This is a genomic window from Falsiroseomonas sp. HW251, from assembly GCF_050563545.1.
GTDB lineage: Bacteria > Pseudomonadota > Alphaproteobacteria > Acetobacterales > Acetobacteraceae > Falsiroseomonas.
In genome coordinates this window covers 98,917-124,679 of sequence record NZ_JBNXUM010000021.1, presented here as the reverse complement: position 1 = coordinate 124,679, position 25,763 = coordinate 98,917, and the positions used below count along the sequence as shown (strand labels likewise).

Below are 25,763 nucleotides of genomic sequence, written 5' to 3'. Positions count from 1 at the left end.
AACAGGGAGGTCCCGTCCATGCCGCACGTCAAACGTCGCGCGCTGCTTGCGTCCGCCGTCGCAACCTTCGCTGCGCCGTCCCTCGCTCAACCCGCGTGGCCGAACGGCCCGATCCGCATCGTCGCGCCCTTCCCTCCGGGCGGTTCGACCGACACCCTCGCGCGGCTGCTCCAGCCGCATCTCCAGCAGGCGCTCGGCGTGCCCATCGTGGTGGAGAACCGCGCCGGCGCCTCGGGCGCCATCGGCACCGCCCAGGTCGCGCGCAGCGCGCAGGACGGCAACACCTGGGTGCTGGTCTTCGACACCCATGCCGTGAACCCCGCCCTGATCCCCAACATCGGCTTCGACACGGAGCGCGACCTGACGCCGCTGCTGATGTTCGGCACCGCTCCGATGATGCTCTGCCGCGCGAAGTCGCGGCCCTGGGCCGATTTCCGGGCCATGGCGGCCGCCGCCAAGGCGCGCCCCGATACCATCACCTTCGGCACCATCGGCAACGGCTCGCTGGCCCACCTGACCATGGCCCTCGTCGGCAAGGCCGCCGGGATCGAACTGGTCCACGTCCCCTATCGCGGCGGCGGGCCGCTGGCCATCGCGGCGGCGGCCGGCGAGGTGGACCTCGCCATCGCGACGCGGCCGGCGATCGGCGGCCAGATCGACGCGGGCAACCTGGTCATCCTGGCGCAGACCGGGGCGCGGCGCTCGCCCACCGCGCCCGAGGTGCCGACGCTGGCGGAGGCCGGGGTGCCGGGGGTGGATGCGCTGGCCTTCTGGGGCTTCCTCGGGCCCGCGAACCTGCCGCCTGCGATCAAGCAGCGAATGGAGACCGAGATCCGCGCCATCCTGGAGAAGCCCGACGTGAAGCCCCGCGTCGTCGGGCTCGGCATCGACCTCGACCCGCAGGGCGAGGCCGGCTTCGCGCGCTTCCTCTCGGCGCAGATCGCGACCTGGGGCCGCGTGGTGCGGGAGAACAACATCCGGCCGGACTGACCGGCCGGGCGCCCGGTCCGCCGCCGCTCAGCTCAGCGCGGCGGCCGCAATGGGGAAGAACGGCGAGAGGGCGATCAGCCCCGCCGCGCTCCAATCTGATGAACGCCGCGTGCCGACGGCCTGCAGCACGGTGTCGCAGAGCACCTGCATCCAGACGCCCAGGCAGGTCAGCATCACGGCGAGAAACAGCGAGAACACGATGGATCCCCCCAGGACCGCACCGGATGAGCCCGGCCGCCGTCCCGCGCGCATAGGAGTAGTGGCACGCGTGGCCCATGGCCTAGGCTGCAATTGCGGGTTGCACCGACTCGGTCAAGCAATCATCGTGAGTGTTGCCATTCTGCATCACCGAGAAGTGATCAATTTATCGGCGGCGGTTGGCCCCGTTCTTGTCGGACCGAAATCCGGCCCCTTCCGACACGACCCCGCGAGTTGACCGCCTCGCCCCGCGCGCCTCTCATGCCAGCCGCAAGTCAGGAGGAAGCGCCATGCGCGCCTGGGCCGTCGTCGCCGCCAAGCAGCCCCTGCAGGAGATCGAGCTCCCCACCCCCGAGCCCACCGGGAAGCAGGTCCTGCTCGAGGTCACCCATGCCGGCGTCTGCCATTCCGACATCCATATCTGGGAGGGCGAATGGGACCTCGGCAGCCGCGGCAAGATGCGGCTGACCGACCGCGGGGTGAAGCTGCCGCTCGCCATGGGCCATGAGGTCGTCGGCCGCGTCGTGAAATGGGGCCCCGAGGCCGAGGGCAAGGGCCTCGCGGTCGGCCAGACCCGCATCGTCTTCCCCTGGGTCGGCTGCGGCGTCTGCGCGCGCTGCCGGGCCGAGGAGGACAACATGTGCGTCCAGGGCAAGGCGCTCGGCGTCTTCCAGAACGGCGGCTACGCCACCCACATCCTGGTGCCGGAGCCCCGGCACCTCGTCGACCCCGGCGACCTCGATCCCGCGCTGGCCGCGACCTATGCTTGCTCCGGCATCACGGTCTTCTCGGCGATCAACAAGGTGATGCCGATGGACCCCGATGCGCCGATCGTGCTGATCGGCGCCGGCGGGCTCGGCCTGCAGTCCATCGCGGTGCTGAAGGCGATGGGGCACCGCAACATCGTCTCGGTGGATGTCAGCGCGGAGAAGCGCGAGGCGGCGCTGGACGCTGGCGCGGCCAAGGTCGTGGACGGCGGCGGCGAGGGCGTGACCGCCCGCATCATCGAGGCCTGCGGCGGCCCGGTGGATGCGATCATCGACCTGGTGAACGGCAGCCAGACCGCGCGCGTGGCCTTCGACGCGCTGAACAAGGGCGGCCGGCTGGTGCAGGTCGGCCTCTTCGGCGGCGAGTTCGCGGTGCCGCTGCCCGTGATGGCGATGCGGGCGCTGACGGTCCAGGGCAGCTATGTCGGCAACCCCAAGGAATTGCGGGCCCTGGTGAAGCTGGCGCAGGGCGGCAGGCTGCCGGCGATCCCGGTCACGCGGGAGCCGCTGAGGAACGCGGATTCTGCGCTGCAGCGCCTGATTGCGGGCAAGGTGACGGGGCGCATCGTGCTGACGGCGGAGGGGGTGTAGGGGGCTTACCGACCAGAGGCCCTTCCCGCTTCGCGCCCCCTTCCACCGCCCCTCGATTCCCTCCCCGCTGGCGGGGGAGGGTCAGGGAGGGGGTGCTTCGTTCAGCGCGCCCTCATCTCCCGCACCCCCACCTCATCCCTCCCCCGCTTGCGGGGGAGGGAGGCGCTGCTGCGGGGGGACGAGGCCGCTTGAGCGGGGGAGGGAGCCGCACGCGCAGGGAGGCTCTCCCTACGCCCCCCTCACCACCATCCGCATCCCCCCCGCCGCGCGCAGCGTCAGCCGCAGCCGCGGCATCACCACGTGCCCCGGCGCGACCCGCATCCCGACCCGCCGGACCAGCGTTGCCAGGAAGACCGTCATCTCCGCCTGGCCGAAGGCGGCACCCGCGCAGACCCGAGGGCCGATGCCGAAGGGGATGTAGCCGAAGCGCGGCGGCTTCGGCGCGTCCGGCATGAAGCGCTCCGGCCGGAATTCGTGCGGCGCCTCCCACAGCGCCTCGTGGCGGTGCAGCAGCCAGGGGATGGCGGCGACCGTCATGCCCGGCTTCACCGCCCAGCGCCGGATCAGGTCGGGCGCGGTCGCCTGGCGCGACAGCACGGCGACGGGCGGATAGAGCCGCAGCGCCTCCTGCACGACGGCGCGAGTGAAGGGCAGGGCCGGCAGGTCCTCGGCCGCAGGCGAGGTGCGGGCGCCCAGCACCGCCTCCACCTCCGCCCGCAGCCGCTTCAGCGTCGGCGGATGCGCGAAGGCGAGATAGAGCGCCCAGCCCAGCGCGTTGGCCGAGGTCTCGCTGCCCGCCAGCAGCAGCATGCAGACCTCGTTCAGCAGCGCCTCGCGGCGCATCAGCGGCTGGCCGTCGGGCCGCGCTGCCTTGCGCATCGCCGAGAGCAGCGGGCCGGGGCGCCCCGCCTCCATCAGCCCGGCCGCGAGCGCCCGCATCCGCCGCGCCGCGGCCAGAGCCGTCCGGCGCTGCACCGAGGGCACCCATTCCGGCAGCCCGAGCATCGCGAGGTAGTCGAGGCTCTCCACCGCGTCCTGGTAGGCCGCGAAATCTCTCGCCAGCGCCGCGGCCGCGCCGGCCGGCGCATCCGGCCCGAAGGTCGCGAGCATCACGACGCGCGCCGTCGCCGCGGAAAGGTCGAACGCGATGTCGCGGACCGCCTCCGCCCTCTCCCACTCGCGCGCGAGCTCCTCGGCGGCCTGGGCGAACAGCGGGTGGAAGGCGCCGACGCCGGAAGGATGCAGCGCCGCCGCGATCGGCTCCCGCCGTTCCGCCCAGACGGTCCCGTGGTTGATGAAGAGGCTGTCGCCGACCACGGGGCGCAGCGCCTGTTCCATGAAGCGCGACTTGCGCTGGTAGGTCTCGTGCTTCAGCACGAAGATCTCGCGCACGAGTTCCGGGTGGTTCACCACGATGATGCGGTGGCCCAGCATCCTCTGCGCGATCGCGTTGGAGGAATAGGTCCGCGCGAGAAAGAGCTCGAGCAGGTTGCGCCGCATGATGCGCAGCATGCCGAGCGGCCCGGGCAGGCTCTCGCGCGGCACCGGCATCGGCGGGACGAAGGGGGCGTCCATGGTGGCGCCGTCTGGCATGCCGGGGGTTATGGACCCGTTCAGCCCGCCGCTCTAGTTGAGGAGCGTCGTCGGGGGCGCGGATGGTCTGGTTCTGGGCCGCATGCTGGCTGCTGGTCTCGGGCCTCGCGAGCTTCGCGACCTGGACCTATCTCCGCGGCCTGCGCGGCGATGCCGGCCCGGATGCGGGGCCCTTCCCACCGGTGCTGGTGCTGCTGCCCATCCGGGCGCTGGACGAGGCGGAGGTCGGCGATGCGCGCGCCTGCCTCGTGGCGCTGCAGGTGCAGGACTATCCCGGCCCCTGGCGCTGCGTGCTGGCCTTCGAGGACGGGCGCGACCTCGCCTTCCCCGTGGCGAGCGCGGCCGATCCCGCGCGCTTCTCCGTCCTCATGGCCGGGCCGGGGCAGGGGCGGTCCCAGAAGGTGCAGAACCTGTTGGTGGCGCTCGCCACGCGGCGCGCGGAGGAGACGGTCGTCGTCACCCTCGACGTGGACACCCGCCCGCCGCCGAGCTGGCTGACGGAGCTGACCCGGCCGCTGCGCGCCGGCAAGGCCGAGATCGCCGGCGGCTATCGCTGGATGCTGCCGGAGGACCTGCCCTCGCGCCTGGCCGCCATCGCGGACCGGGCGCCCGCGACCTTCGCGAGGCCGCGCTTCCTCAACCTGCTCTGGGGCGGCTCCACCGCGATCACGGCGAAGGCGCTGGCCGCGCTGCCGATCGAGACGGTCTGGCAGGGCGCGATGTCGGATTGCCTGTCGCTGACGCGGGCTGCGCATCGCGCGGGGATGCCGCCCTGGACGCCGCGCCGCGTGCTGGTGCCGAGCCCGGTGCGGCATACATGGCGGAGCCTCTTCGCCTTCGCGCGACGCCAGCTGCTGCTGACGCGGATCTACGCGCCGCTCGCCTGGGCCTGCCTTGGCGTCGGGCTCGTGCTGCCCGTCATCGCTGTGGCTTGGCTAGGCGTGGCGGCGCTGCGCGGCGACCTCGTCGCGATCGCCGCGCTCGCGGCCGGGATCGCGCTGCAGCAAGGGCGGGCCTCGATGCGGGCCGAGATCGCGCGGCGCGTCCTGCCGCCGGCCGACGCCGCCGCGGTGATCAGCGCCCTGCCGGGCGACCGGCTGCTGATGCCGGTGGCGCATCTGGCCCAGCTCGGCATCTTCCTGGCCTCGGCGCTCGGGAAAGAAGTGCGCTGGCGCGGGCGCCGCTACGCCATCGAGGCGCCGGACGCGACGGCGATCCTCGCGGAGGATCAGGCGCGAGGGTAGGCCGCGCCGGTCACGGGGTCGCAGGGCGGGTCGGGCACGCGCGGGATGGCGTGCAGCGCCCGCGGCAACTCCCCGGCGCGGCCGGTGAACTGCTCCGGCCGGCTGCCTGGTGGGTAGGCGCCCACCACCAGCAGGTCCGGCGATCGGTAGAGCCTGCGGTGCCCGGTCCCCGCCGGCAGCACGACGACGTCGCCTGCTGCGAGATCCAGCGTCACCCCGCCCTCGCCGCCGAGCCGAACCCGGACGCGCCCGGCCGCGATGGCGAGCGCCTCATGCGCGTTCGGATGATAGTGATGGAAATCGTAGATCCCGTTCCGCCAGGCCGGCGGCCAGCCATGTCGCGCGAAAAGCGCCTCGGCCGCCTCCGGCCCGGGCTCGACGGCGCCGCGATGCAGCAGCACCGGCAGGTCAGGGTTGTTCGGGATCTCGCCCGAGGGCGGAAGCACCAGGCGCTCCGCCCCGTCGGGCCGCTTGTCGTGCATGGGCTGCCTCCGGCCGACAGCCCAGCGTATCAGGTCGCGCCGGCGTTCCGCCCGCGCGCCTTCAATCCCCGAGCGTCTCGCCCACGCGCAGCATGTGCAGCGCGCCGTGCGAGGCGCCGGCCATGGCGACTTCCTGCATCCCCTGCACCGAGGCCGTGAAGACCCGGTTGCCCTCGGGCCGGTTGTAGATGAAGCCGTGGGTCGGATAGGTCCGGCCGAAGGTGTCGTTGTCATAGCCGACCTGCACGCGGACCTGGGTCCAGTCGTTGCGGTCGGAGACGTCCACGACGGTCGCGCCCCGGATCACCTGGCCGCGGCGCAGACCCGGGCCGCCCCAGTTCGCGTGGTCGATCAGCACGGTGCGGGCGTTGATCACGCGGCTGACCACCGCGACATGGCCGCGGCTCATGCCGCCCGATCCCATGAAGGCGAGGACCGCGCCGCGCTCGGGCTGCTGGCCGCGGGCATAGACGCCGGCGGCGTTGTACCACCAGGCCCGCGCGTCGCCGGAGACGTTCATCCCCGTGGCCATGCGGACATAGGGCACGCAGGACAGGCCGCCGGTCATCGAGACCGGCAGGAGAGGCGTGCCGGAGGTGAACTGCCCGCGCGCGACCGCCGGCGTCAGAAGCGCGGATTGAGCCTGCTCCTGCGGGGCGATCGCCATGCGCGGCGTCGGCGCCTGACGCGTTGCGCCTGCGGCCTGGCGCTGCTGCGCCGGCTGGACCTGCTGCTGGGCAGTGCGGCCCTGCTTCTGCGTCTGGCGATTGGTCGTATTGGCATCGGCCGTCGAGACAACGGCGATGGAACCGAACAGCACGGAGAAGACGACGAGCGCGCTTCCTGCCCGCATGCTTTGAAACCCCCTTGATCTGCCCCCGAAACCGCTTGACGCGGTCGTGATAGGGCGGGGGTAACCGTGGGTCGCCGGGGCTGCCAACCCGCAAAGCACGTTACATCCGGAAATGCGGCGTGATTTGTCGGCAGGGCCTGTGGATAACCGCCCCCGGGCGGGACATCTTCCTAGCGTGAAACACGCAAAACACGACGGACACAGTGTTGCGGCCGTAATGCAACAAACGAAACGCACGAAACACTGTGTTGCGAGGGGCCCTAGACTCGGACAGGGATCACGCGATCGTGCGAAAACCCGAGATCACGAACGCGGCATCCCGGCCGGAACGCCGGGATGCCGCGATGAAGCTGGTACGCGGCTTGCCGTGTCTACCGGCAGGCCGTGACCATGATCTCCACGAGGTGTCGCGGATCCGCCATGTTGGCCTGCACGCAGGCGCGCGCCGGCCGGCCCGCTTCGCCGAGCCACGCCACCCACACCTTGTTCATGGCATCGCGGTCGCGGATGTCCTTCAGCCAGATCTGCGCCTGCAGCAGGCGCGTCTTGTCCGTGCCGTTGGCCTCCAGCATGGCGTCGATCTTGGCGATGACCTCGGCGGTCTGGCCGGCGACGTCCTTCGACAGGTCGTCGGCGGTCATCCCGGCGAGGTAGACGAAGTTGTGGTACTCGACCGAGCTCGACAGGATCTGGTTGCTGCCCTGGCGGGTGATCTTCGACATGCGCGGCTCTCCCTCGGTGTGTCGCGGCGCGCGCATGTAAGGCCGAAGCGGGCGGGGAGTGAACGCCCCCCGCGCCGGATTCTCGCTAACCCCGCCGCTGGCCCTGGTCCGGATCCTCCAGCGCCATGCGCATCCGCGGCAGCTTCGCGAGCCCCCACAGGAAGACCAGCGCGAAGAGCCCGAGCGCGACGAAGGTCGGGATCCTGAGCCCCACCGCCTGGCCCGCCGCCCCCAGCGCCAGCGCCCCGAGCGCCGGCCCCGCCCGCGAGATCATGCCCCAGAGGCTCAGCATCCGCCCGCGGAACTCGGCGCCGGTCGCGGTCTGGATCAGCGTCTGCACGCAGACCCCGTGGACCGAGGCGCTGGCCCCGAACAGCACCGCGCTCGCCATCCCGAGGGGGAACCAGCCCGTCGCGACGAAACCGGCCGTCGCCAACGCCTGCACCGCCGCGGACACCACGGCCAGCCGCGTCGTGCCGTCGAGCGTGCCGCGATTCGCCACCCACAGCCCCGCGCAGAGCGCCCCCGCGCCGAAGCAGGTCGTCAGGATCGCCAGGCTCTCCGCCCCGCGGCCGAACAGCCACTCGACATAGGGCGGCAGGATCTCCTGCAGGCCGCGCATCAGGATCGCGGCGAGTGCGGCATAGAGCAGCAGCGGCCCGAGCCCGGCATGCCGGTACGCGTAGCTCAGCCCCTCCACCACCTCCCGCCAGAGCGAGCCCGAGGCCGCATGTCCCCGCCGCTCCGACGGTGCGATCGTCAGCAGCAGCAGCGAGGCCGAGGCGAGCGAATAGGCCACCGCATTCGCCGCGATGGACGGCACCACGCCCCAGATCGCGATGATCGGGCCGGCCAGGCCCGGCCCCGTGAAGCGGGCGAGCGCGAAGCAGAGCGAGTTGCAGGCCACCGCCGCCGGCAGGTCGCCGCGCCCGACGATCCCCGGCATCAGCGTCTGCCGCGCGGGCTGGGTGAAGCTGGCCGCGGTGCCGCCCAGGACCTCCAGCACCAGCAGCGTGCCGATCGTCATTGCGCCGGAAAAGGTCAGCGCCGCGACCGCGGCCGATTGCAGCGCGGTCAGGAGCTGCGTGACCACGGTCAGCCGCACCCGGTCCACCCGGTCCGCCACGGCGCCCGCGAAGGGCGAGACGATCACCGCCGGCGCCAGGTCGCAGAAGGCGACGAGGCCCACCCAGAAGGCGCTCCGCGTCAGCTCCCAGGCGAGCCAGGCCACCGCGATGCGGTGCATCCAGAGGCCCGTCCAGGCGATCAGCGACCCGCCGAAGAAGATCCGGGCGTTGCGGGTGGAAAGCGCCCGGCGCAGCCCGCCGAGCCGCGCCGCGGGCACGCTATCTCGCGGCGGCGGCCGCGGGCTGCGCCTCGTTCGACGCGATGCACTGGCGCGTCAGCCGGTCGATCTCCTGGTCGGTGTTCGACTGGTTCATCTGGCGGCGCCAGTCCGGCACCGCGCTGTCGTTGCCGAAGCTGCCCGGCGCCATGGCGAGGTCGTCGTTGCGCATGGTCTGGCCGCGCTCGCGGAACATCACGACCCGCGTCGCCTCGGTCCGGCAGGCCTGGAAGCGCTGGTCGGCCTGGGCGCCGCGCGGCGCGACCAGGGGCGGCGGCTGCAACTCGAAGCGCGGCATCTGCATCGAGGTGTTCTGGCCGCAGGCGGCGAGCAGCAGGACCAGCGGCAGGATCGGGCGGAACATGGCGACGGGCTTCCGGTCGGAAATCGGGCGGGACGGCTCAGGCGGAGGCCCGCGCCGCGAGTCCGCGGCACAATAGCCGCCGAAGCGCCTCCGCGTCGAACCTCGCGCCGGGATCGAGCGGCATGCCCGCCGCCGCCCGCAGCAGCGCCGGGTGCAACTCGACCCCATCCGCCGTCACGTCGAACATCCCGGCGAGCCAGCCCGCCCGCGCCATCACCTCGATCAGCGCCAGCAGCCGGAGGCAGAGCGCGAGGCCGTCCAGCGTCGTCAGGTCGGCCCCGCGGTCCACCGCCTCCGCCCAGCAGCGGGCGTCGCGGTCGGCGATCGCGAGCACCGTCGGCTCGGCATCCGCGCGGCGGAACATCAGTGTGCGCGGCGGTCCCCAGCGCCCGGCCGCGGCGCCGTCGCGCGCCGCCTGCCAGGCCGCCAGCAGCGCTTCCGGGCGGACGGCGGGCAGGGTCTCGGGCGGGCAGGGGATGGCGTAGGCGAGGGCGCCGGTCGCGTCCTCCGCCACCCGGATCCGGGCATCGGGCATCGGCGCAATGTGGGGGGCGCCGGCGGGCGGCGAAAGGCCTTTCCCGGCTTCGCAACCTTCGCCCCGCGCGGCATCATCGCCGCCATGGAACCCAACCGACTTGCCGTCACCGAGGCCGCCCGCGCGATCGCCGCGGGCCGCCTGACGCCCGCTGGCCTGATGGAGGCCTGCCTCGCCCGCGCCGCCGCGCGCGAGCCCGCCATCCACGCCTTCGTCCATCTCGACCCCGCCCAGGCGCTGCGCAACGCCGCCCGCGCGCGTCCTGGGCCGCTGCACGGCATCCCCGTCGGCGTGAAGGACGTGCTGGATACCGCCGATATGCCGAGCCAGTACGGGTCCCCGGTCTGGGCCGGCCACCGGCCGCGCGGCGATGCGGCTTCCGTCGCCGCCGCGCGCGACGCCGGCGCGGCGATCATGGGCAAGACCTGGACGACGGAATTCGCGAACCGCCATCCCGGCCCGACCGTCAACCCGCACAACACCGCGCATACGCCAGGCGGGTCGTCTTCCGGCTCGGCGGCCGCGGTCGCCGACTTCATGGTCCCGCTCGCCTTCGGAACGCAGACCGCGGGCAGCATCATCCGCCCCGCCGCCTATTGCGGGATCGTCGGCTACAAGCCGAGCTTCGGCGCGCTGCACCGCGGCGGCATGAAGGTGATGAGCGAGAGCCTGGACACGATCGGCGTCATGGCCCGCTCCGTCGCGGATTGCGCGCTGGCGATCGCCGCGATGACCGGCCGCGACCTCGGCGACCCCGAGGCGAAGCCGGGCCGCGCCCCGCGCCTCGGCCTGACCATGGGCCACGATCCCGACAAGGCCGCGCCCGAGACCGTAGCGCTGCTGCAGCGCGCCGCGGAGGCCGCACGCCGCGCCGGCGCCGATATCGTGGAGTTCGACCTGCCGCCCGCGCTGCTCCGCGCGGCGGAGCTGCATCCCGCCCTGATGAACATGGAGACGTCGCAGGCGCTCGCCTGGGAAGTGGCCGAGGCGCGCGCCCAGATCTCGCCCGTGCTGCTCGACCGGATTGACTGGGCGCGGTCGCAGCCGACCGCGCTGCTGCGCGACGCCCATCTCGCGGCCTCGGCGGCGAAGCTGGTGTTCCGCGACGCGACGGTCGGCCTCGACGCGATCCTGACGCCGTCGGCGCCCGGCGAGGCGCCGGAGGGCCTGGGCTGGACCGGCGACGCCACCTTCAACCTGCTCTGGACGATGCTCTGGGGGCCGAACGTGACCATTCCTGCCGGCACTGGGCCGAAGGGCCTGCCGCTCGGTGTCCAGCTCGTCGGCCGGATCGGCGAGGACCGCGAGGTGCTGGGCTGGGCGCGCTGGCTGCAGGCCGCGATGGGGTGACGCCCGGGGCGCTCCAGCGGGCCGAGCGCCTCGCCGAGCAGGCGAGGCTGCGCGACGCGCTCGAGGTGCTCGGCGAGGAGCGGGCGGCGCTGGGCCCGGAGGCCGCGCTGCTCGCGGCGCGCTGTCGGCGGGACATCCCCGATCCCCTCGGCGCCCTCGCGCTGCTCCGGCAGGCCGCGACACCGGCCGCCGCGGCGGCGACGCGGCACAAGGCCCTGATGCAGCAGGGCATGCTGCTGGCGGGGCTCGGCCGGGATCGCGGCGCGGCGGATGCCTTCCATGCGGCCCTGGCGATCCGCCCTGCCGACCGCGATGCCGCCTTCCTCCGGGCCTGCGCGCTGCGGCGCCTGGGCTGGGCCGACCTGGCCCTGGCGGGCCTGCGCGCCCTGCCGCATCCGCTGCCGGCCTGGTGGCGGCAGCAGGAGCAGCAGGCCGCGGCAAGCCTGGCCGAGGCGCGCGCCGAGATCCGCGCCGGCCTCGCCGCCTGCCGTGCCGGCCGGGCGCCTGCGGCCGAGGCGGCCGAGGCACTGCTTGCTTCGGGCCGGCTGCGGGCGCTGGCGTGGCTGCTGGCAGAGGGTGCGACACGCGACGACTGGCTCGCCGCGCGGCTCGTTGAGCGCCGCTGCTGGCCCGCGGCGTGGCATGGTGCCGGCGAGAGCTTCGGCAGCCCCGATCCCTGGGCGCTGGCGTCCTGGCGCCTGCAGCGCGGCGCCGTGGCGGAGGCGCTCGCCACGCTCGCCGCCGCGGGCCCGCCGGAGACCGGGCCGGCGCGGCTCGCCGAAGCGCGGCTGCTGGTCCTGGCCGGGCGGGCCAGCGAGCTGGCCGACCGGGCGGCACGCCGCCTGGCCGCCCTGCCGCGCCGCGTGGATCTCGCGCGGCTCCTGCTCAGCGGGCTGCTGCTGTCGGGCCGCCTCGTCGCGCTGCGCGCCGAGGACCTGCCAGCCGGGCCGGCGCCGGAGGCGGTGCCGCTGGTCCAGTACTGGCACGATCCCGACCCGCCCGCCGACGTGGCGGCGGTGATGCAGTCCTGGGTGGCCCGGCATCCCCGCCATCCGCTCCGCCGCTTCCACCGCGCCTCCGCCCGCGCCTGGCTGCTGGGAAGCCGGGGCCCGGCCGTGGCCGAGGCTTTCGACGCCTGCCCCGGCCCTGCCGCCGAGGCCGACCTGCTGCGCCTGGCCGTGCTGGCCCGGGAGGGAGGGATCTGGGCCGATGCGGACGAGGCCTGCCTGCGGTCGATGGACGGCGTGCTCGCCGCGCTGCCGGAGGGCGGCCTTGCCGCCTGGTACGCGGACGAACTGCCCTTCTACCTCCACAACAGCGTGCTCGTCGCGCGGCCCGGCGGCGGGCTGGCGGAGGCCGCGTTCCACGCGGCCTGCGCGGCGCTGCGCGCGCGGCGGCCGGATCGTCCCTTCAACATATGGCAGCAGACCGGGCCGGGGCTGCTCACCCGCATCGGCGTCGGCGAGACGGCGGGGCTGCGCGTGCTGAGCCTCTCGCTGGTCCGCCACCTCACGCGCGGGGCCCACGACCTCCGCTACAAGTTCGACGCCGCGTCCGACTGGCGGAGCTGAAGCGGGATGGCGGGATCGCCGACGGGGCGGGCCTACCGCCGCCCAAACGCCGGCGCGGTCTTCAGCGATTCCGTCGTGTCGAAGTCGCGCAGCACCGCGTCATCGGCCATCTCGACCTCGACCAGGCGGTCGGCGTGCCTGGCCGCGAGATGCCGCGCGCCGACATCGCCGGTGATCTCCAGCATCTCGGGCAGGAACTCGCGCGACCACAGCATCGGGTTGCCCTGCTTGCCGCGATAGGTCGGCTGCACGATGGCACGGCCTTCCTCCGGGTCGAAGGACGCCAGCAGCCGGTCCAGCATGTCGCCCGCCACCAGTGGCATGTCGCCGAGGCAGACCAGGATGCCCTCGGCCTCCTTCGGCACGGCGCGGAGCCCGGCCTTCAACGAGGCCGACAGCCCCTCGGCGTAGTCGTCGGCATGGGCGAGGATCACGGGACGGCTCGCCAGCGCTTCCTCGACCTGCTCGCGCTCATGGCCCGTGACCACGATCACCGGCCGCGCGCGCGACGCCAGCACGTTGTCCACGACGCGCGCGATCATCGGCACGCCCCTGTTGTCCGGCACCAGCAGCTTGTTCAGCGGCGCCATCCGGCGCGAACGCCCCGCTGCCAGCACCACCGCGCAGACCTGGCGCGCCTTGCGCGGCGCGATGGGCGAGACGGGCGTGCGCGGCGCCTCCGCGCGGGGCAGGGGGCGGACCTCGATCTCCTTCAGCAGGCCGCCGACGCCCATGCCCATGATGTCGCGCGCCGTCACCTTCTCGCCGGCGAAGATACGCTGCAGCACCCAGTCGAAGCCGTTGAGCTTCGGCGACCGCGCGCAGCCCGGCAGCACCATCGCCGGGATATCCCCGACGCGCCCGAGGCAGATCAGGTTGCCGGGATCGACCGGCATGCCGAAATGCTCGATCGCGCCACCCGCGCGCACGATGCCGGCAGGGCCGACGTCGCGCCGGTCCACGACGGCCGAGGCGCCTGCGACCAGCAGCAGGTCGGCGCCGGCCCTGCGCAGCCTGGTCAGCGCATCGGCGACCGGGCCTTCCTCGTGCCGCACGCGCTCGACAGGCAGCAGCGTGCCGAGCAGCGCCTCGACGCGCGCGGCGGTGGCCTCCACCGCGCCTTCCATGACGCTTTCCTTGATGCCGGGCAGTTCCGTCAGCACCAGGCCCACCTTCAGCTTGCGGAAGGGCGCGAGCGCGACTGCGCCCCTGCCCTTGGCCAGCGCCTCGATGACGGAGATGACGGCACCCGGCACCGCGAAGGGGATGACCTTGATCGTCGCCAGCATCTCCTTCCCCGCGACGACGGAGCGGTGGGGCAGCGTTGCGACGGTGATGCTCTCGTCCACCTGGTTGATGCGGTCGATGAGATGCGCATCGGCGGTGAAGAGGCCGGGGCTCTCGGCCAGCAGGTTCACGCGGCCGGTCGAGGCGCGCGACCGCGCGATCAGCGGTGCCATCAGCAGGTTCGCGACGCGGTCGGCCGCCTCGTCCTCCGGCACGTCGCCGGCCTCGAGCCGCGCGGCGACGACGTCCCGCTTTCCCGCGTCGCGCAAGGCGGCGATGGCGGCCTCGTCCAGCACAGTCCCCTTCTTGATGACCCTGCCGGGCAGCCGGACGGTGTGCGCGAGGATGGCGCCGCGCGCCTCGTCCAGCGGGGTAGGGCCGAAGATCATTGGATTGCTGCCTCTTGCCGCTCCGCGGCGGGCTTCTTCTTCGGGCCGCCACGCCTCGCGGAGACGATCTGGGCGAGGATGGAGACGGCGATCTCCGGCGCGGTGACCGCGCCGATGTCGAGGCCCACGGGTGCCGCGATGCGCGCGATCTCGGCCTCGGTGAGCCCGGCCTCGGTCAGCCGCGCGACGCGCTTCGCGTGCGTGCGCCGGCTGCCGAGCGAGCCGATGTAGAAGGCCTTGCTGCGCAGCGCGACCTCGAGCGCGGGATCGTCGAGCTTCGGATCATGCGTCAGCGTCACGACGGCGGTGCGTGCGTCGGGCGCGAGTGCCGTCATCGCCTCGTCCGGCCAGTCCGAGGAGATCGTCACGCGGTCTCCCATGCGTTCTTCCGTCGCGAAGGCCCGGCGCGGATCCACGACCGTGACCGCGAAGCCGAGCGGCAGCGCCATCGGCACCAGCGCCTGCGCGATATGCACCGCGCCGACCACGATCAGCCGCAGCGGTGGATTTTCCGACGCGATGAACCAGGCCTGGCCGTCCACCGTCACGGTGCGCGAGGCGTCGTCGTTCAATGCCGCGAGCGCTTCGGCCGCGAGCGCCTCGGGCACGGAATCCTCGGGGAACAGGAACTGCGCGCCGTCGGCCAGCCGCGTCAGCACGGCGACCGGCTGCTTTGCCTCCCGCGCGGCGCGCAGGCGGTCGAGAAGCGCGAGCTTCAACCCAGCTTCTCCACGAAGACCTTCAGCTTGCCGCCGCAGGCCAGGCCAACCTCCCAGGCCCGCTCGTCGCTGATGCCGAAGTCGAGCAACTGCGGCGTGCCATTCGCCATGGTCTGCTTCGCGGCATCCGCCACCGCGCCCTCAATGCAGCCGCCGGAGACGCTGCCCGCCAGCTTGCCCGATTGCGTCACTGCCAGCCGCGATCCCGCCGGCCGTGGCGAGCTTCCCCAGGTTTCCACAACCGTCGCGAGCGCGACCGTCTCTCCGGCCGCAACCCAGTTCGCGGCGATGCCGAGGATGTCCTCGCTATCCATTGTCGTCACAGGGCGAACTCCCTTCCGCCGCCGGCATGCCGGCTCGAGAGCGCCGCGACCAGCTCGCGCAGCGAGGCCAGATTATGCACCGGCCTGAACTCGTCGACATGCGGCAACATCGCACGGATGCCCTGTGATTTGGGCTGGAACCCCTCGAAGCGCAACAAGGGATTGAGCCAGACCAGGCGCGAGCAGGATTTGCGGAGGCGTTCCGTCGCGTCGGAAAGCCCCTTCGCACCCTCGCGATCGAGCCCGTCGGTGATGAGCAGCACGACCGCGCCCTGGCCCAGCACGCGGCGCGACCATTCCTTGTTGAAGCGCTCGAGCGACTCACCGATCCGCGTGCCGCCCGACCAGTCCGGCACGGCGTGGCTCACCATCTCGAACGCTGCCTCGGGGTCGCGGTCGCGCAGCTGGCGCGTGACATTGGTCAGGCGCGTGCCGAACAGGAAGGAATGCACGCGGTCGCGATCGTTGGTGACGGCGTGGATGAAGTGCAGCAGCACCTGCGCGTAGCGCGACATGGACCCCGAGATGTCGCAGAGCACCACCAGCGGCGGCGTCCGCGTGATCCGCCGCCGCCGCGCGATGTCCAGGATCTCGCCGCCGGTGCGCAGCGATTCCCGCACGGTCAGCCGCAGGTCGGCATGCGTGCCGCGGTGCGAAGGGCGGAAGCGGCGGGTGCGCTTCTGGTCGAGCGGCAGGACGAGCTTGCGGATCTCGTCCTTCGCCGCGGTGATCTCCTCGGCCGACATCGCCTCGAAATCCATGGTCTGCAGGCGTTCGCGGTCGCTGACGGTGAAGGTGACGTCGAGCTGGTCTTCCTGCTTCGGCTCGGGCGGCTTCGGCGGCTCCGGACGGTCGCCGCGCATGGCCTCCGACAGGCGGCGCGATGCCGGCGAGGGCTTCGGCGGCTCCTTGAAGCCGTCGAGCATCGCCATCGCCGCGGCGTGCCTGCCGGCATCCGGGTCGCGCCAGAAGAGGCCGAAGGCGTGGTCGAAGATCAGGAAATGCTCGTGCCGGTGGACCATGGTCGCGCGCAGCGCCGCCTGCGCCTGGCCCTTGTCGCCGAGGTCGATGGCCTCCAGCGCCGCCGCCCCGGCCAGGATCTCGGCCGGCCCGACCGGCAGCCCCGCGCGGCGCAGCAGCCGGCCGAAGGCCATGAGGTTGGCGGGAAGGGCGCCGGAGGAGGTCTGCGCGGGGAGGAGGAGGGCGGATTTCGGGGGGATCATGGCCCGGGCCCGCCCATCACCCTCACGCCGCCGCCTGCTTCGCCTCGGCGACCAGGCGCGCGGCTTCCGCGCCGCGGATCTTCCCGAGATCGTCCTGGTACTTCAGCAGCGCGCCCAGCGTCTCGTCCACCAGCGCGGGCTCCAGCTCCTTTGCATCGAGGGACGACAGCGCCGCGGCCCAGTCGATGGTCTCGGCGACCCCCGGCGGCTTGAAGGTATCGGCAGCGCGGACCGCCTGCACGAAGGCCACGACCTGCGCCGACAAGCGCTCTCCGACGCCTGGCGCGCGCAGCTTCAGGATCGCGCGTTCCCGCGCCGCGTCGGGGTAGTCCACCCAGTGATAGAGGCAGCGCCGCCGGATGGCGTCATGCACCTCCCGCGTGCGGTTGGACGTGATCACCACCACCGGCGGCACCGCGGCTTTCACCGTGCCGAATTCCGGGATCGATATCTGGAAGTCGGCCAGGATCTCCAGCAGGAAAGCCTCGAAGGGCTCGTCGGCGCGGTCGAGCTCGTCGATCAGCAGGACCGCGGGCTCGCCCTCCAACGCATCGAGCAGGGGGCGGGACTGCAGGAAGCGGCGGTCATAGATGCCGCGCTCCAGCGCCTCCCGGTCCGTGGCCTCGCCCGCGGCTTCCGCCAGGCGGATCGCCATGAGCTGGCGCGCGTGGTTCCACTCATAGGCCGCCGAGGCCAGGTCCATGCCGTCGTAGCATTGCAGACGCACCAGCCGCCGCGGCAGCTCCGCGGCGAGCACCTTGGCGATCTCGGTCTTGCCCGTGCCCGGCTCGCCTTCCAGGAAGAGCGGCCGGCCCATGCGCAGCGCCAGGTGGACGGTCGTCGCGAGCTGCCTGTCCGCGACGTAGCCGCCGGCCGCGAGCAGCTTGCGGGTGTCTTCCACCGTGCCTGGCACCGTCTCCGGCATCAACGCCTCAGCCCTTGGCGAAGAGCAGCAGCAGCACGACCACGAAGGCGCCCAGGCCGAACCAGACCTGGAAGGGCATGCCGAGGTATTCCGAGGTCAGCATGCGCAGCGGCAGGCCGACGCCGGGCGGCCGCGCGTTCGGCCGCTCCACGGGGCCGCCGGGCGACATGCCGGTCGCGCCGTGCTGGGTCAGCGGGCCCGGCGCGTTGGGGTCCGCCAGGTATTCGGTGTCGGTGCCCTGGACGGCCTGCACCGGCGGCGCGACCTGGGCGGCGAAGCGGTCGAAGAACTGGTCGGCCATGGACTTGGCCGTGCTGTCGATCAGCCGCGCGCCGAGCTGGGCCATCTTCCCGCCGACCTGCGCCTTCACGTTGTAGCGCAGCAGCGTCTCCTCCGGCCCAAGCTCCTCGAGGGCGACGTCGGCGCCGCCCTTGGCGAAGCCCATCGCACCACCCTGGCCCTCGCCGCTGATGGTGTAGGATTCCGGCGGGTTGATGTTGGTCAGGTTCACCTTGCCGCCGAACTTGGCCGACATCGGGCCGAGCTTCACGGACACCTTGGCCTGGAAGCTATCGTCGCCGGTGCGCTCCACGCTGTCGCAGCCCGGGATGGCGGCCTGCAGCACGGCGGGATCGTTGAGCGCTTCCCACACGCGCTGGCGCGGCGCGGCGATGCGCCGTTCACCCGTCATTTCCATCGGATCGGATCCCCTGTCATCGGTCGGGCTGGGTAATGGGCGCTAATTAGGCCGCATCGGGCGGATCGGGAAGGGCAGGGGCCGGTCCCCGTGACGAGCCTGCCCGGACGGGGTAAGCCCGGGGCTGTCGGGGGAAAAGGAGCGGCGGGCATGCGGCGGGGCTGGCGGACGGGCGGCTGGGTGCCGGGGGCGGCGATCGCGCTGATGCCCTGGCCGGCGGCCGCGGCGGGCCTGCCGGGCGCGGAGCTCTCCCTCCTCTGGGCCGTGCCCTTCGCCGGCATCCTGCTCTCCATCGCGCTGATGCCGCTGTTCGCCGGCCATGTCTGGCACCACCATTACGGCAAGATCGCCGCGGGCTGGGCGGCGGCGGTGCTGTTGCCGGCGGCAGCCGTCTTCGGGATTGGCGTCGCCTGGGGCGAACTGCTCCATATCGTCCTGCTGGAATACATTCCCTTCATAGCCCTGCTGCTCGCCCTCTACACCGCCGGCGGCGGCGTGCTGCTGAAGGGGTCGCTGGTGGGGACACCGACCACCAACACCATCCTGCTCGCCATCGGCACCGCGCTCGCTTCCGTGATGGGGACGACGGGCGCGGCCATGCTTCTGATCCGCCCCGTGCTGCGCGCCAACGCCTTCCGGCGGCAGAAGACGCATACCTTCGTCTTCTTCATCTTCCTCGTTGCCAATATCGGGGGCTCGCTGACCCCCGTCGGCGACCCCCCGCTCTATCTCGGCTTCCTGCGCGGCGTGTCCTTCTTCTGGCCGACCACGCACATGTTCGGCGAGTTCCTGACCTGCGCGGGCGCCCTGCTCGCGATCTACTGGCTGCTCGACAGCTGGGCCTGGTCGCGCGAACGGCCGACGCCGCCGGACGAGGCCAGGAAGGAACCGCTCGCGATCGAGGGCGTGCTGAACGTGGCCCTCGTCGGCGCCATCGTCGCCGTCGTCATCGCCATGGGCTACGTGAAGCTCGGCCCCGTCTCCATCCTCGGCCAGCCCATGGACGGGGAACGCGCGGCCGGCGTGCTGCTCTTCCTCGCGATCACCGCGGCCTCGGTCCGCTTCACCTCGCCGGCGCTGCGGGAGGCCAACGGCTTCGCCTGGGGCGCGATCGCGGAGGTCGCGAAGCTGTTCGCCGCGATCTTCATCTGCATGGCACCGGTGCTGAAGATCCTCGGCGCGGGCGCGGATGGCGCGCTGGCGGGGCTGGTCGCGCTCACCTCGGACGAGGCGGGGCAGCCCGTGCCCTGGATCTACTTCTGGCTGTCGGGGACGCTGTCGTCCTTCCTGGACAACGCGCCGACCTACATCGTCTTCTTCGAACTAGCCGGCGGCGACCCGGACTTCCTCATGGGCCAGGGCGCGCCGACGCTGGCCGCGATCTCCTGCGGGTCGGTCTTCATGGGCGCCAACAGCTACATCGGCAACGCGCCCAACTTCATGGTCAAGGCGATCGTGGAGGAGAACGGCGTGCGCATGCCGTCGTTCTTCGGCTACTGCGCCTGGGCGGGGCTGTTCCTGCTGCCGCTCTTCGTGCTCGTGACGTTGATCTTCTTCTTCTGAAGCAAGGAAGGCTGAGACCATGCCCTATGTGATCGGCGAGGACCTGCCCGAGGAGCCCGCGGGACTGCGCTTCCGCAGGCTGCTGGACCGGCCGGAGATCCTGCAGATGCCGGGCGCGCATACCGGCATCGCGGCGCTGCTGGCGAAGAAGGCGGGCTTCCCCGCGCTGTACATGTCGGGCGCGGCGATGTCGGCGACGATGGGGCTGCCCGACCTCGGCATGATCACGGTGGACGAGGTCGCCTTCTACATCCGCCAGGTCGCGCGCGCGGCCGGTCTTCCCATGCTGGTCGATGGCGACACCGGCTATGGCGAGGCGCTGAACGTCATGCACATGGTCCGCGTCTTCGAGGAAGCCGGCGCCGGCGCCGTGCATCTCGAGGACCAGCTGCTGCCGAAGAAGTGCGGCCACCTCAACGACAAGAAGCTGGCCGATGCCCGCGACATGGCGGCGAAGGTCGCCGCGGCGCGGAAGGCCCGCAGGCACCTGTATGTCATCGCGCGCACCGATGCCGTCGCAAGCGAGGGCATGGACGCCGCCGTCGCCCGCGCGAAGCTCTATCTCGAGGCCGGTGCCGACGCGATCTTCCCCGAGGCCCTGCACAGCCGCGACATGTTCGCGGAATTCGCACAGCGCATGCCCGGGGTGAAGCTGCTGGCCAACATGACGGAGTTCGGCCGCACGCCCTTCTTCACGGCAAAGGAGTTCCAGGAGCTCGGCTATGCCATGGTGATCTGGCCGGTCAGCCACATGCGCATCGCCAACAAGGCCATGGAGGAGCTCTACGCTACAATCCGCGAGACCGGCGGCACGATGGCGATGCTGGACCGCATGCAGACCCGCGCGCAGCTCTACGAGACCATCGGCTATCACCGCTACGAGGCGCTGGACGCGTCGCTTGTAAAGACGATCGTGCCGGAAGGCATGCCGCAGACCTGAAGTTTCTTGCCGGGCTGCGTGAAAGGGCCCTCTCCCCCAATAAGTGGGGGAGAGGGCTTGCCACGAGAATCTTCGGCAGTGATGCGAAGGAAGTGACCGGACCATGGCCCTGACGCTCTACGCGCACCCCTTCTCCTCCTACTCCATGAAGGTGCTGCTGGCGCTACGCGAGAGCGCGACCCGCTTCGATTACCGCAGCTTCGCCGACGACCCCGGCGCCTGGGCGGAATGCCAGGCGCTCTGGCCCTTCGGCCGGTTTCCCGTGCTGGTGGATGAGGGCAAGGTCGTCGCGGAATCCAGCGTGATCATCGAGCATCTGGACCTGCATCATCCCGGCCCCGTCCGCCTGGTCCCCGCCGATCCCGTCGCGGCGCTCGAGGTCCGCTTCCTCGACCGCTTCTTCGACAACCACGTCCAGACCCCGATGCAGGCTCCGGTCTTCGAGACGCGGCGCGGCGATGCGGCGCGGGTGGAGATGGTCTGGGCGGAGTCCCGGGCCGCGCTGGACCGCGCCTATGCCTGGCTCGAAGGCAGGATGGCGGGGCGCGAATGGGCCTGCGGCGACGGCTTCACCATGGCGGACTGCGCCGCCGCGCCGGCGCTGTTCTACGCGGACTGGATCCAGCCGATCGCCGACGCCTTTCCGAATGTCCGCGCCTATCGCGCGCGGCTGCTCGCCCGGCCCGCCATGGCGCAGCTGATCGAGGAAGCGCGGCCCTTCCGGCCGCTTTTTCCCCTTGGCGCGCCGGACCGGGACTGAGGCGGAGCCGCCGCCCGAGGGAGCGGAGGCGCTCGGATTGCTTTCGGGCGGGTTGCTCGCGACCTGAGCGGACCTTGGCCCAGTTGCCCATCCCGACGTATCCGCTGACAAGCGCCGGCTCACGGCTTCTTGAGTGGCGGCATTCCTTCTCGGTTTGGGAGTGTTGAGGCGGCTGTCTGCGCGTGTGCACCACCGAATGCTGGCAGCCGCGCATTCCTCGACCGGTCCGGTGTCGTGGCGTGTGGCGCAAGGCGTGTGCATCGGCTGCAGTTGCGGCGGGGAGGTTGCGGCCGTGTCGAACATGTTCCATCGCCGCGCCCTGCCGGGCCTGCTGCTGACCGCGCTCCCCCTTGCGGCAGCTGCGCAGCAGAGTAGCTCTGGCGGGGGCAGGACAACTCAACCCGCCCAGGCCGACGGCGCCGCTTCGCCACCCCGCCTCGCCGGCGCGAGCGAACGCGCGCTGCACCGTCGCGCGGTCGAGGCGGTCATCTGGGGGATGCCGGCGGTCAACACCGACCTCATGCTACAGGCGGGGTTGCAGGCCGGTGGCCGCCCCAACGAGGTGATCTACTGGTCGCGGCCGGTGGACTGGCGAAATCAGACGCTCACGCCGAACCCCGACGCGCTCTACTTCATGATCTTCTTCGACACCCGGGATGCCGGGCCTCTGGTCATCGACGTCCCGCCCGCAGACACCGGCTCCTTCGCCGCCAACATCGACGATGTCTGGCAGACGCCGCTGGAGGATGCCGGGCCGTTCGGTGCCGATGCGGGGCGCGGCGGCAAGTACCTGATCCTGCCGCCCGGCCATCCTGACGCGCCGCCGCAGGGCTACATCGTCCTACGGCCCGACGCCAACACCGGCTATGCACTCTTCCGCGCCGACCTTCCCGGCCGCGCCGACGCGGACATCGCGCGGGCCGCGGATTACGGCCGGCGCCTGAAGGTCCATCCGCTGTCCCAGGCGGCGAGCCCGCCGCCGACGCGCTTCACCGACGCCTTCGGCACCATGTACGACGCCACCATCCCCTACGACATCCGCTTCTTCCGCGCGCTCGACCGCGTCGTGCAGCGCGAGCCGTGGCTCCAGCGCGACCGGGCCATGATCGACCCGCTCCGCTCCATCGGCATCCGGAAGGGCGGGCGCTTCGAGCCGGATGCCGCGACACAGGCCATCCTGGAAGCCGCGGCGCGGGAGGCGCATGAATGGCTGGACCAGCGCGTCGAAGCCGGCCTGGCGCCGCGCTACTTCGATGGCGCGCACTGGTTCGTGCCGGCGGCGCCGGAACTCCTCCAGGCCCAGCCGAACAACTATGCGGACCCCGACACCTATCCCACTGATGCGAGGGCCGCGGTCTATTCGATCGGCTACATCGGCATCAAGCGGTTCGGGACCGCGCAATTCTACCTGCTCACCACCAAGGACAAGGACGGCCGCGCGCTCGACGGGGGGCGCAGCTACCGCCTGCGCGTACCGGCCGACGCGCCGGTCCAGCAATATTGGTCGGCGACCGTCTATGACCGCGCCACCCACGCGCTGATCCGCGACATGCCGAGGGGAAGCCGCGCGTCGCAGGACGCGGCGTTGCCCAGGAACGCCGACGGCTCGGTGGACATCGTCTTCGGTCCCGCCGTGCCCGCGGGCCAGGAGGCGAACTGGATCCCGACCAGGGCCGGAGGCGGCTTCGAGGTGATCTTCCGGCTCTATGGGCCGACGCGGCCGCTCTTCGAGAAGACGTGGACGCTGCCCGACATCGAGCCGATGGCCGGTCGCGCGACGCCATGACCGCCGGCGCGTCGGCGCCGCGCGCGGCGGCGGCACGCAGTGGGGCGACGAGGCCGCGATGGCACTGATCGACGTCTTCGCCTGGGTCGTCCTGCTGGTCGGCCTCGGCGCGGTGGTGGCGGTCTTCGTCGCGCTGGGCATGCTGCCAGGCCGCGTCGCGCGCCGGCGCGGCCACCCTTGGGCGGAGGCCGTGGCGGTGGGCGGCTGGGCCACGCTGATCTGCGGCTTCGTGTTCTGGCCGCTGGTCCTGGTCTGGGCCTATGTGGACGTCCCCGCGCGGCGCGGCGGCGACGCATGATCAACTTCCTGCTCGTCTGCTACATCGCCCTCCTCGCGCTCTTCGTCTGGCTCGGCGTCGTCCGCCTGAACCTGTTCTGGAAGCTCTCGCCGGTCCTCGTCCTGCTCCTCCTCATGGTCGGGCTGTTCATCCCGATGCAGTGGGGCGCGCCGTCCGGGCCGGTGGCGGTGGCGCGCAACTCCGTGCAGATCATTCCCTCCGTCGCCGGCGAGGTCGTCGAGGTGCCGGTCGCGGCGAACGTGCCACTGAAGGCGGGCGACGTGCTGTTCCGCATCGACCCCACGACCTACCAGGCGCAGGTGCGCGCCATCGAAGCCCAGCTCCGCTTCGCGGAGCTGAGGCTGTCGGAGATGACGCAGCTCCGCGGCAGCGGCGCCGGCCGCGCCTTCGATGTCGAGCAGCGCCAGGCGGAGGCCGAGCAGCTTCGCGCCCAGCTGGACGCCGCGCGCTGGGACCTCGACAGGACGACGGTGCGAGCGCCGTCCGACGGCTACGTGACCAACCTGGCGCTGCGCGCCGGCGCGCGCGTCACGACGCAATCGCCGGCCATGGCCTTCATCGACACGTCGGAGACCATCTTCGGCGTGGAGATCCCCCAGGCCTTCGCACGCCATGTCCAGGCGGGCCAGCGGATCGAGGCCACCTTCAAGGTCTTCCCGGGAGAGGTCCATGCCGGGCGCGTGGAAGCGGTGTTGCAGGCGATCGCGAGCGGCCAGGTGCAGCCGGGCGGCCTTGCGGTGTCACCTGCGGATGTCCGTCCCTTGCCCTTCGCGGTCCGCATCGTGCTCGACGACCCGGGCGTGGCACGGCGCCTTCCGGCGGGCAGCACCGGGACGGCCGCGATCTTCACCGACCGCGTGGCGACCAGCCACGTGATCCGACGCGTCCTGCTGCGGCAGACCGCGATCCTGAACTACGTCAACCCGTTCTGATCCGGGTGCCGGCGCAGGCGCGCGGTGGGTTGATGTCTGCCCGTCCTGGGCATTCCAGCATCGTTCAAGGACAGGCTCTCAGCTGTCGAGCGTAAGGCCCAACTCGCGGATCAGCGGCGCCCAGATCGCGGTCTCGGCTTCGGCCAGCGCCTTCAGCTCCGCCCCCGTGCCGGGGAAGGGGTCGAGGCTGATGCCGCGCAGCCGCGCCGCGACCTCCTCCGTGCGCAGCGCGCGCTGCATCTCCGCCTCGATCCGGCGCTGCGCAGCCTCCGGGGTGCCGGCGGGGGCGACGAGGCCTTGCCACGAATAGATGTCCGCCCCCGTCAGCCCCTGCTCGGCGAGCGTCGGCACGTTCGGCAGCAGGCTCAGCCGTTGCGGCGCGGGGGTGGCGATAGCGCGCACCTGGCCGGCCGCGATCGGCCCGGCGCCGGAGGCATAGTCGATGAACATCGCCTGCACCTGGCCCGCGACCAGGTCCTGCACGGCCGGCGCGCCGCCGCGATAGGCGACGTGCTCGACCTGGGTGCCGGTGCGCCGCGCGAAACGCTCGGTCGCGAGGTGGCTCGGCGAGCCCGCACCGGGCGAGCCGAAATTGATCCTGCCGGGATTGCGACGCGCGAGTTCGACCAGCTCCGGCCCGGTCGTCGCCTGGACCGAGGGATGCACGACCAGCACGAAGGGGAAGCGCGCGGTGGTCGCGACGAAGGCGAAGTCCTTGAACGGGTCGTAGGGCAGGCGGCGCGCCATGGCGGGGTTGATGACCAGCGCGGTCAGGTCGGCCGACAGCACGGTGTAGCCGTCGGGCGCGGCGCGCGCGACGCTTTCGGTCGCGGGGATCGTCGCGCCGCCTGGCCGGTTGTCCACGGCGACGGACTGCCCGAGCGGCCCGGAGATCGCGGCCGCCAGCGTGCGGGCCAGGAAGTCGGAGCCGCCGCCCGGCGCGTAGGGCACGACCCAGCGGATCGGGCGGCTCGGCCAGGGCGCTTGCGCGCGGGCCAGGCCCGGCAGGGCAAGGGTCGCTGCCGCCGCGGCCAGGCCGCGTCGCGTGAGGCTGGTCATGGCTCGTCTCTCCCCGAACGGGCTGTCCCCGGGCGGGGTCAGGCTACAGCGCGCGGCGCGGCGCCGTAAACGCCCTGCGCAACGCCGTTCGCGTCGCGCACAGGCGCAGCCCTTGTCGGGAAGTTGTGGTGCCAAGGACGGGAATATGTTCTTATCGCCGGGTCGGTCCCGCGACCGGCGTCGCTCTTTGAGACCGTGAAGACGTGCGCCCATCCCGGCTCCGGGCAGGGTCGTGGCTTTGTCCGAAAGCGCGCCGA

Annotated in this window: 26 protein-coding genes; 11 read left to right on the top strand and 15 right to left on the bottom strand. The window is 72.3% G+C overall.

Translation table 11 applies throughout. The annotated features are described in order from the left end of the window. Positions 1-18: 18 nt before the first annotated feature. On the top strand, positions 19-990 hold the full coding sequence (locus tag ACLF3M_RS23505) for a Bug family tripartite tricarboxylate transporter substrate binding protein (RefSeq protein WP_430659416.1): 972 nt from the start codon (positions 19-21) through the stop codon (positions 988-990). Between the two features lie 27 nt (positions 991-1,017). Here the strand turns inward: ACLF3M_RS23505 and ACLF3M_RS23500 are convergent, their stop codons facing one another. Beyond that, positions 1,018-1,188: a hypothetical protein gene (locus tag ACLF3M_RS23500; protein WP_430659415.1), complete on the bottom strand. Its 171-nt coding sequence runs from the start codon at positions 1,186-1,188 to the stop codon at positions 1,018-1,020. 290 nt (positions 1,189-1,478) lie between these two features. On the opposite strand from ACLF3M_RS23500, the gene ACLF3M_RS23495 reads away from it, so the two are divergent. Next, on the top strand, positions 1,479-2,546 hold the full coding sequence (locus tag ACLF3M_RS23495) for an alcohol dehydrogenase (RefSeq protein WP_430659414.1): 1,068 nt from the start codon (positions 1,479-1,481) through the stop codon (positions 2,544-2,546). A 228-nt stretch (positions 2,547-2,774) separates the two neighbouring features. Here the strand turns inward: ACLF3M_RS23495 and ACLF3M_RS23490 are convergent, their stop codons facing one another. Continuing rightward, entirely contained in the window at positions 2,775-4,139 is a 1,365-nt protein-coding gene (locus tag ACLF3M_RS23490) for a cytochrome P450 (protein WP_430659413.1), read from the bottom strand. Positions 4,140-4,201: 62 nt separating this feature from the next. On the opposite strand from ACLF3M_RS23490, the gene ACLF3M_RS23485 reads away from it, so the two are divergent. Beyond that, a complete protein-coding gene (locus ACLF3M_RS23485; protein WP_430659412.1) occupies positions 4,202-5,383 on the top strand; it encodes a glycosyltransferase in 1,182 nt (393 codons plus the stop codon). Here ACLF3M_RS23485 and ACLF3M_RS23480 read toward each other — a convergent pair. The 6 genes from ACLF3M_RS23480 to ACLF3M_RS23455 all read right to left on the bottom strand — a co-directional run bounded on the left by ACLF3M_RS23480 (position 5,368) and on the right by ACLF3M_RS23455 (position 9,684). Beyond that, positions 5,368-5,865, bottom strand: coding sequence for a cupin domain-containing protein (locus ACLF3M_RS23480; protein WP_430659411.1), 498 nt, complete (start codon positions 5,863-5,865; stop codon positions 5,368-5,370). The genes ACLF3M_RS23485 and ACLF3M_RS23480 overlap by 16 nt on opposite strands. Positions 5,866-5,926: 61 nt before the next feature. Next, positions 5,927-6,718: a CHAP domain-containing protein gene (locus ACLF3M_RS23475; protein WP_430659410.1), complete on the bottom strand. Its 792-nt coding sequence runs from the start codon at positions 6,716-6,718 to the stop codon at positions 5,927-5,929. A gap of 371 nt (positions 6,719-7,089) precedes the next feature. Next, a complete protein-coding gene (locus tag ACLF3M_RS23470) occupies positions 7,090-7,440 on the bottom strand; it encodes a RidA family protein (protein ID WP_430659409.1) in 351 nt (116 codons plus the stop codon). A gap of 85 nt (positions 7,441-7,525) precedes the next feature. Next, complete coding sequence (locus tag ACLF3M_RS23465; RefSeq protein WP_430659408.1) at positions 7,526-8,785, bottom strand: MFS transporter; 1,260 nt, start codon at positions 8,783-8,785, stop codon at positions 7,526-7,528. A gap of 1 nt (position 8,786) precedes the next feature. Next, the gene (locus ACLF3M_RS23460) at positions 8,787-9,149 is read right to left on the bottom strand and encodes a hypothetical protein (RefSeq protein WP_430659407.1); all 363 of its coding nucleotides are present in this window, start codon (positions 9,147-9,149) and stop codon (positions 8,787-8,789) included. 37 nt (positions 9,150-9,186) lie between these two features. Next, a complete protein-coding gene (locus tag ACLF3M_RS23455; protein WP_430659406.1) occupies positions 9,187-9,684 on the bottom strand; it encodes a hypothetical protein in 498 nt (165 codons plus the stop codon). Between the two features lie 84 nt (positions 9,685-9,768). Here ACLF3M_RS23455 and ACLF3M_RS23450 point away from each other — a divergent pair, with 84 nt between their 5' ends. Next, positions 9,769-11,034 (top strand): amidase, encoded by a 1,266-nt coding sequence (locus ACLF3M_RS23450; RefSeq protein ID WP_430659405.1) that lies wholly within the window; start codon positions 9,769-9,771, stop codon positions 11,032-11,034. Next, complete coding sequence (locus ACLF3M_RS23445) at positions 11,031-12,605, top strand: glycosyltransferase family 32 protein (RefSeq protein ID WP_430659404.1); 1,575 nt, start codon at positions 11,031-11,033, stop codon at positions 12,603-12,605. Before ACLF3M_RS23450 ends, ACLF3M_RS23445 begins: the two co-directional genes overlap by 4 nt. Before the next feature lie 32 nt (positions 12,606-12,637). Here the strand turns inward: ACLF3M_RS23445 and ACLF3M_RS23440 are convergent, their stop codons facing one another. Genes ACLF3M_RS23440 through ACLF3M_RS23415 form a run of 6 tightly spaced genes read right to left on the bottom strand, consistent with a single transcriptional unit; the run spans position 12,638 to position 18,168 of the window. Next, positions 12,638-14,281, bottom strand: a complete 1,644-nt coding sequence (locus ACLF3M_RS23440) for an NTP transferase domain-containing protein (protein WP_430659403.1) — start codon at positions 14,279-14,281, stop codon at positions 12,638-12,640. Continuing rightward, positions 14,278-15,000 carry an XdhC family protein gene (locus ACLF3M_RS23435; protein WP_430659402.1) on the bottom strand — a complete coding sequence of 241 codons (723 nt, stop codon included), beginning with the start codon at positions 14,998-15,000 and terminating at the stop codon, positions 14,278-14,280. Before ACLF3M_RS23435 ends, ACLF3M_RS23440 begins: the two co-directional genes overlap by 4 nt. Further along, a complete protein-coding gene (locus tag ACLF3M_RS23430; protein WP_430659430.1) occupies positions 14,997-15,314 on the bottom strand; it encodes an XdhC family protein in 318 nt (105 codons plus the stop codon). The genes ACLF3M_RS23435 and ACLF3M_RS23430 overlap by 4 nt, the downstream gene beginning before the upstream one ends. Before the next feature lie 5 nt (positions 15,315-15,319). Beyond that, a complete protein-coding gene (locus ACLF3M_RS23425; RefSeq protein ID WP_430659401.1) occupies positions 15,320-16,546 on the bottom strand; it encodes a vWA domain-containing protein in 1,227 nt (408 codons plus the stop codon). Between the two features lie 22 nt (positions 16,547-16,568). Next, positions 16,569-17,471: an AAA family ATPase gene (locus ACLF3M_RS23420; protein ID WP_430659400.1), complete on the bottom strand. Its 903-nt coding sequence runs from the start codon at positions 17,469-17,471 to the stop codon at positions 16,569-16,571. Between the two features lie 7 nt (positions 17,472-17,478). Continuing rightward, positions 17,479-18,168 (bottom strand): CoxG family protein, encoded by a 690-nt coding sequence (locus tag ACLF3M_RS23415; RefSeq protein ID WP_430659399.1) that lies wholly within the window; start codon positions 18,166-18,168, stop codon positions 17,479-17,481. Positions 18,169-18,318: 150 nt separating this feature from the next. On the opposite strand from ACLF3M_RS23415, the gene ACLF3M_RS23410 reads away from it, so the two are divergent. From ACLF3M_RS23410 to ACLF3M_RS23385, 6 genes are all read left to right on the top strand, one after another. Then, positions 18,319-19,731: a sodium:proton antiporter gene (locus ACLF3M_RS23410; protein ID WP_430659398.1), complete on the top strand. Its 1,413-nt coding sequence runs from the start codon at positions 18,319-18,321 to the stop codon at positions 19,729-19,731. A gap of 19 nt (positions 19,732-19,750) precedes the next feature. Then, positions 19,751-20,671 (top strand): methylisocitrate lyase, encoded by a 921-nt coding sequence (prpB, locus tag ACLF3M_RS23405; RefSeq protein ID WP_430659397.1) that lies wholly within the window; start codon positions 19,751-19,753, stop codon positions 20,669-20,671. A gap of 103 nt (positions 20,672-20,774) precedes the next feature. Beyond that, positions 20,775-21,431 carry a glutathione S-transferase family protein gene (locus tag ACLF3M_RS23400; RefSeq protein ID WP_430659396.1) on the top strand — a complete coding sequence of 219 codons (657 nt, stop codon included), beginning with the start codon at positions 20,775-20,777 and terminating at the stop codon, positions 21,429-21,431. Positions 21,432-21,732: 301 nt separating this feature from the next. Beyond that, on the top strand, positions 21,733-23,217 hold the full coding sequence (locus ACLF3M_RS23395; RefSeq protein ID WP_430659429.1) for a DUF1214 domain-containing protein: 1,485 nt from the start codon (positions 21,733-21,735) through the stop codon (positions 23,215-23,217). A gap of 58 nt (positions 23,218-23,275) precedes the next feature. After that, positions 23,276-23,515 (top strand): DUF3302 domain-containing protein, encoded by a 240-nt coding sequence (locus ACLF3M_RS23390; RefSeq protein ID WP_430659395.1) that lies wholly within the window; start codon positions 23,276-23,278, stop codon positions 23,513-23,515. Then, entirely contained in the window at positions 23,512-24,447 is a 936-nt protein-coding gene (locus tag ACLF3M_RS23385) for an HlyD family secretion protein (RefSeq protein WP_430659394.1), read from the top strand. Before ACLF3M_RS23390 ends, ACLF3M_RS23385 begins: the two co-directional genes overlap by 4 nt. A gap of 78 nt (positions 24,448-24,525) precedes the next feature. On the opposite strand, the gene ACLF3M_RS23380 is transcribed toward ACLF3M_RS23385, so the two are convergent. Then, the gene (locus tag ACLF3M_RS23380; protein ID WP_430659393.1) at positions 24,526-25,506 is read right to left on the bottom strand and encodes a Bug family tripartite tricarboxylate transporter substrate binding protein; all 981 of its coding nucleotides are present in this window, start codon (positions 25,504-25,506) and stop codon (positions 24,526-24,528) included. Positions 25,507-25,763: the final 257 nt, after the last annotated feature.

Bases quoted from the DNA above. Each gene is read 5' to 3' on its own strand.
- ACLF3M_RS23505 (WP_430659416.1), top strand. From the start codon at position 19: ATGCCGCACGTCAAACGTCGCGCGCTGCTTGCGTCCGCCGTCGCAACC.
- ACLF3M_RS23495 (WP_430659414.1), top strand. From the start codon at position 1,479: ATGCGCGCCTGGGCCGTCGTCGCCGCCAAGCAGCCCCTGCAGGAGATC.
- ACLF3M_RS23490 (WP_430659413.1), bottom strand. From the start codon at position 4,139: ATGCCAGACGGCGCCACCATGGACGCCCCCTTCGTCCCGCCGATGCCG.
- ACLF3M_RS23485 (WP_430659412.1), top strand. From the start codon at position 4,202: ATGGTCTGGTTCTGGGCCGCATGCTGGCTGCTGGTCTCGGGCCTCGCG.
- ACLF3M_RS23480 (WP_430659411.1), bottom strand. From the start codon at position 5,865: ATGCACGACAAGCGGCCCGACGGGGCGGAGCGCCTGGTGCTTCCGCCC.
- ACLF3M_RS23475 (WP_430659410.1), bottom strand. From the start codon at position 6,718: ATGCGGGCAGGAAGCGCGCTCGTCGTCTTCTCCGTGCTGTTCGGTTCC.
- ACLF3M_RS23470 (WP_430659409.1), bottom strand. From the start codon at position 7,440: ATGTCGAAGATCACCCGCCAGGGCAGCAACCAGATCCTGTCGAGCTCG.
- ACLF3M_RS23460 (WP_430659407.1), bottom strand. From the start codon at position 9,149: ATGTTCCGCCCGATCCTGCCGCTGGTCCTGCTGCTCGCCGCCTGCGGC.
- ACLF3M_RS23455 (WP_430659406.1), bottom strand. From the start codon at position 9,684: ATGCCCGATGCCCGGATCCGGGTGGCGGAGGACGCGACCGGCGCCCTC.
- ACLF3M_RS23450 (WP_430659405.1), top strand. From the start codon at position 9,769: ATGGAACCCAACCGACTTGCCGTCACCGAGGCCGCCCGCGCGATCGCC.
- ACLF3M_RS23440 (WP_430659403.1), bottom strand. From the start codon at position 14,281: ATGATCTTCGGCCCTACCCCGCTGGACGAGGCGCGCGGCGCCATCCTC.
- ACLF3M_RS23430 (WP_430659430.1), bottom strand. From the start codon at position 15,314: ATGGATAGCGAGGACATCCTCGGCATCGCCGCGAACTGGGTTGCGGCC.
- ACLF3M_RS23425 (WP_430659401.1), bottom strand. From the start codon at position 16,546: ATGATCCCCCCGAAATCCGCCCTCCTCCTCCCCGCGCAGACCTCCTCC.
- ACLF3M_RS23420 (WP_430659400.1), bottom strand. From the start codon at position 17,471: ATGCCGGAGACGGTGCCAGGCACGGTGGAAGACACCCGCAAGCTGCTC.
- ACLF3M_RS23415 (WP_430659399.1), bottom strand. From the start codon at position 18,168: ATGGAAATGACGGGTGAACGGCGCATCGCCGCGCCGCGCCAGCGCGTG.
- ACLF3M_RS23410 (WP_430659398.1), top strand. From the start codon at position 18,319: ATGCGGCGGGGCTGGCGGACGGGCGGCTGGGTGCCGGGGGCGGCGATC.
- prpB (WP_430659397.1), top strand. From the start codon at position 19,751: ATGCCCTATGTGATCGGCGAGGACCTGCCCGAGGAGCCCGCGGGACTG.
- ACLF3M_RS23400 (WP_430659396.1), top strand. From the start codon at position 20,775: ATGGCCCTGACGCTCTACGCGCACCCCTTCTCCTCCTACTCCATGAAG.
- ACLF3M_RS23395 (WP_430659429.1), top strand. From the start codon at position 21,733: ATGTTCCATCGCCGCGCCCTGCCGGGCCTGCTGCTGACCGCGCTCCCC.
- ACLF3M_RS23390 (WP_430659395.1), top strand. From the start codon at position 23,276: ATGGCACTGATCGACGTCTTCGCCTGGGTCGTCCTGCTGGTCGGCCTC.
- ACLF3M_RS23385 (WP_430659394.1), top strand. From the start codon at position 23,512: ATGATCAACTTCCTGCTCGTCTGCTACATCGCCCTCCTCGCGCTCTTC.
- ACLF3M_RS23380 (WP_430659393.1), bottom strand. From the start codon at position 25,506: ATGACCAGCCTCACGCGACGCGGCCTGGCCGCGGCGGCAGCGACCCTT.